The sequence below is a fragment of the Kitasatospora sp. NPDC059571 genome, assembly GCF_042735675.1.
In the GTDB taxonomy this organism is placed as follows: domain Bacteria; phylum Actinomycetota; class Actinomycetes; order Streptomycetales; family Streptomycetaceae; genus Kitasatospora.
Window position 1 is genome coordinate 3603 of the sequence record NZ_JBHWBW010000368.1, and the last position, 4406, is coordinate 8008.

Below are 4406 nucleotides of genomic sequence, written 5' to 3' on the forward strand. Positions count from 1 at the left end.
TCACAACGCTTTTCAAGCCAACGGTGGTGGTGGCCGGGGTCCGGGCGGGGCTGCGCCGCGCCGAGGAGCCGACGCCCGAGCAGCTGACCATCGGCGACCTGGTGATCGACGTGGCCGGCCACTCCGTCAAGCGCGAGGGCCGCGGCATCCCGCTGACCCCGCTGGAGTTCGACCTGCTGGTCGCGCTGGCCCGCAAGCCCTGGCAGGTGTTCACCCGTGAGGTGCTGCTGGAGCAGGTCTGGGGCTACCGCCACGCCGCCGACACCCGGCTGGTGAACGTGCACGTCCAGCGCCTCCGCTCGAAGATCGAGAAGGACCCGGAGCGGCCCGAGATCGTGGTCACCGTCCGGGGCGTGGGCTACAAGGCCGGGCCCAGCTGACGTGACGCGGTACAAGGCTGACGACTCCCCGTCGGGCACCGATGCCGGCGGGGAGGCTGCTGTGCGCGGTGACGTGCTGAGCTCGACCACCCGCGGGCACCGGCCCCGCCGGGGCCCGGCCGCGCTCTGTTCGGTCCTGGTGCGTCAGTTCCGGCGGCCGGTCCGCCGGCTGCTCGCTCTCTACCGCCGCTCCATCCAGCTGCGCGTGGTCGCCGCCACGCTGCTGCTGTCCGTGGTCGTGGTGCTGGTGCTCGGCGTGGTCGTTGTCGCCCAGGTGCGGACGGGCCTGCTGGACACCAAGAAGCACGCGGCGCAGGGGCAGGCGCTCGGCGGCTTCCAGATCGAGCAGGACAAGATCAACGAGGCGATCAACCTCCAGGCCAAGGCCGGCACCGGCAACGACCCCAGCCGGGACGAGATCGGCACCTGGCTGATCAAGCAGGTCTCCGACCTGGCCAGCGGCGGCACCGGCGTCTACTCCGTGGTCGCCCTGGTGCCCTCCACCGGCAGCCAGCAGAGCGCCCCCAGCGCCGCGCTGCGCGGCGCCTGGTACTCCGGCAACATCGTCCCCGGCTCGATCAGCCAGGAGCTGCGCGACGAGGTCGCCGGCCAGCCCGGCGTGCCGCACCAGCAGACCACCACGATCCAGCGCAGCCCCGACGACGGCAGCCCGGCCTACACCGAGCCCGGCCTGGTCATCGGCAAGCAGTTCAGTGGGCCCGACGGCACGCCGTACCAGCTCTACTACGTCTTCTCCTTCGGCCAGGAGACCAAGACCCTCGGCCTGGTCACCGGCACCCTGGCGACCGCCGGCGTGTTCGTGGTGATCCTGCTCGGCGGCATCGCCTGGCTGGTCGTCCGCCAGGTGGTGACCCCGGTCCGGATGGCCGCCGGGATCTCCGAGCGGCTCGCCGCCGGCCACCTGGAGGAGCGGATGAAGGTCACCGGGACGGACGACATCGCCCGCCTCGGCGAGTCCTTCAACCGGATGGCCAACGCGCTCCAGGCCCAGATCCGCCAGCTGGAGGAGCTCTCCCGGGTGCAGCGGCGGTTCGTCTCCGACGTCTCGCACGAGCTGCGGACCCCGCTCACCACCGTGCGGATGGCCGCCGACCTGATCTACGACAGCCGCGAGGACCTCGACCCGATGGCGGCCCGCTCCGCCGAGCTCCTCCAGGACCAGCTGGACCGCTTCGAATCGCTGCTCGCCGACCTCCTGGAGATCAGCCGCTTCGACGCCGGCGCCGCGATCCTGGACGCCGAGCCGGTCGACCTGCGCGACATCGTCACCCGCGTCGTGGAGTCCGCGGACCCGCTCGCCCAGGCCAAGGGCAGCGCCGTGATCATCCGCGGCGCCGAGAACCCGGTGGTCGCCGAGGTCGACTCCCGCCGCATCGAGCGCATCCTGCGCAACCTGGTCGTCAACGCGCTGGAGCACGGCGAGGGCGGCGACGTCGTCGTCCGGCTCGGCACCGGCGAGGGCGCGGTCGCGATCGGCGTCCGCGACTACGGCATCGGCCTGAAACCCGGCGAGGCGTCCCGCGTCTTCCACCGCTTCTGGCGCGCCGACCCGTCCCGGGTCCGCACCACCGGCGGCACCGGCCTCGGCCTGTCCATCGCCGTCGAGGACGCCCACCTGCACGGCGGCTGGCTCCAGGCGTGGGGCGAGCCCGGCGGCGGGTCGCACTTCCGGCTCACCCTGCCGCGCACCCGCGGCGGCGAGATCGTCCGCGCCCCGTTCCGGCTGGAGCCCGACGACTCCCGGCACAACCGCGGCCTGGCCGCCACCGGTGCGCCCTACCGCCGGGCGCTGCGCCCGGCGGGTGCCACCGCGATGGCCGCCGCCGACGGCACCGGCACGGCCGGCCAGGACAGCCCGGAGACCCCGGAGAGCAGCCAGCCGGGCTTCGGCAGCGGGCTCGGCGGGGTGCTGTCGATCGGCCCCGGCCTCGGCCGGCCGGCCGCGGCACCGGTCGCCGACCCCTCGGACGTCCGCGCAGTGGCGGCGGGATACGGTGCCACCGGTGCCCAGGTCGTGGTGGACCGCGGACCTGGCCGCCCGCTGCCGTCCCAGGACGGCGGGGACACCACGGACGCCCGGACGGAGGGGTCGCAGCGTGCCAAGGAAGAGCAGCGTGAGGGCTGACCTGCGCTCCGCGCGGGCCGTCTGCGCCGTGTTCGCCGTGCTGCTGACCGCCGCGGGCTGCGCCGCGATGCCCTCGGACGGCCCGCCGGAGCGCGTCGACGTCCCGCAGGGCGCCGGTGCGGAGAACCTCCAGGTCCGGGTCTTCCCGGTCCCGCCGCACAAGGGCGAGGACCCGGCCGACCTGCTGGCCGGCTTCCTCGACGCCTCCAACGCGGACGAGGCGAAGAACTACGACACCGCCCGCAAGTACCTCACCTCCGACGCCGACAAGCGCTGGAACCCGGAGGCCGGCGTGGTCGTGCTGGCCGCCACCCCGAAGCGCGACAGCGCCGGGCGGACGGCCGACACCACCACGATCACGCTGAGCGGGACCAAGGTCGCCGAGCTGGACGAGGCTCACTCGTACCGGGTGTCGGCCGACCCGGCGTACCGGCAGACCTTCACCTTCGTGAAGCAGACCGAGGGCCCGGACAAGGGCGAGTGGCGGATCGACCGGCTGCCGGACGGGCTGATCGTCGATCAGACCAACTTCAAGAACGCGTACCGGGCCGTCCACCGCTACTTCTTCGCGGCCTCCGACCCGTCGGCGGAGGGCGCCGCGGCGTCGCCCGCGATGGTGCCGGACCCGATCTTCCTGCGGCGCCGGACGGACCCGCTGACCGCGGCCGCCAAGGCGCTCGCCGCCGGGCCGTCCCGCTGGCTGGCCCCGGCGGTGCACACCGCCTTCGACGGGGTCCGGATCGAGGGCCCGGTGACGGTCAGCGACAGCGGGGTGGCCTCCGTCCGGGTCGACATGCCGGACTTCGCGGGCCGCCAGACGGCCTGCACCCAGATGGCCATGCAGCTCTACCACACGCTCGCCGACCAGCAGGCCAAGGGCCAGCTCGACCGGCTGGACCTGTCCGGCGTCCGCGGCGGCTGCTCGCTGACCGCGGCGCAGGCCGGCGAGGCGGCCCCCGGCCAGCTGGCCGGCTCCGCCGCCGGCTCGCAGTACTACCAGGTGGAGGGCGGCCAGCTGTTCCTCGCCCAGGGCGACACCCCGGGCCACCCGGTGCCCGGCCCGCTCGGCCAGGCCGGCCAGGCCAAGGTGCGTGAGGTCGCCGTCCGCCGGGACGGCGGCGCCGCCGCGGCGGTCAGCACGGACGGCCGGGCGCTGTACGTGGCGGGGCTGGCCGAGGGGGACCGGCTCGGCGACCCGGTGCCCACCGGCTCCGGCGGGGCGGGCGGCACCGCCCTCACCTCGCCGAGCTGGGACGGCCGGCAGAACCTCTGGCTGGTCGACCGCGACCCGGCCGCGCCGCGGGTGCTGATGGTGCGCGACCGCAAGGCGCTCACCGCCCAGGTCGACGGCCTCGGCACCCGTACCGTGCAGAGCCTGCGGGTCTCCTCGGACGGCACCCGGGTCGCGCTGGTGCTGAAGGACACCTCCGGGCTGTCCCTGCAGATCGGTGTCGTGGTGCACGAGGGCACGCCGAGCTCGCCCCGGGTGCGGATCACCGGGCTGCGGCCGCTGGCGCCGCTGCTGACCGACGTCGCCTCGGTCTCCTGGGCCGACAGCGACCAGCTGCTGGTGCTCGGCGCGGAGCAGGACAAGCTCCAACTCCTGCACTACATCGGCACGGACGGCTCGCAGGCGAGCGACTCCCCGCTGCAGGGCGGTGAGTCGATGACCGCGGTGTCGGGCACCGAGACCCGTACCGGGGACACCGTGCCGCCGGTGCTCGCGGTCTCCGGCGACCACCGGATCTTCCGCCTCCAGGGCAACCAGTGGCGGGAGTTCGTCCTCCAGGGGCACCAGGCGGTGTCCTTCGCCTACCCGGGCTGACCGCCCGCCGGGCGGCCGCGGCGCAGGGCCGTGGCGGCGAGCGTCGCGGCGGCCC

Annotated in this window: 3 protein-coding genes; all 3 read left to right on the plus strand. The window is 74.7% G+C overall.

Annotated features, from left to right (window positions below; genetic code table 11):
• The coding region (locus ACFV0G_RS29780) for a winged helix-turn-helix domain-containing protein (protein ID WP_380554765.1) at positions 1–380 on the plus strand (380 nt) is incomplete at its 5' end.
• Positions 381–441: 61 nt separating this feature from the next.
• Positions 442–2526: an MtrAB system histidine kinase MtrB gene (mtrB, locus tag ACFV0G_RS29785; protein ID WP_380554767.1), complete on the plus strand. Its 2085-nt coding sequence runs from the start codon at positions 442–444 to the stop codon at positions 2524–2526.
• Entirely contained in the window at positions 2516–4351 is a 1836-nt protein-coding gene (locus ACFV0G_RS29790; RefSeq protein ID WP_380554769.1) for an LpqB family beta-propeller domain-containing protein, read from the plus strand. Before mtrB ends, ACFV0G_RS29790 begins: the two co-directional genes overlap by 11 nt.
• Positions 4352–4406 lie beyond the last annotated feature (55 nt).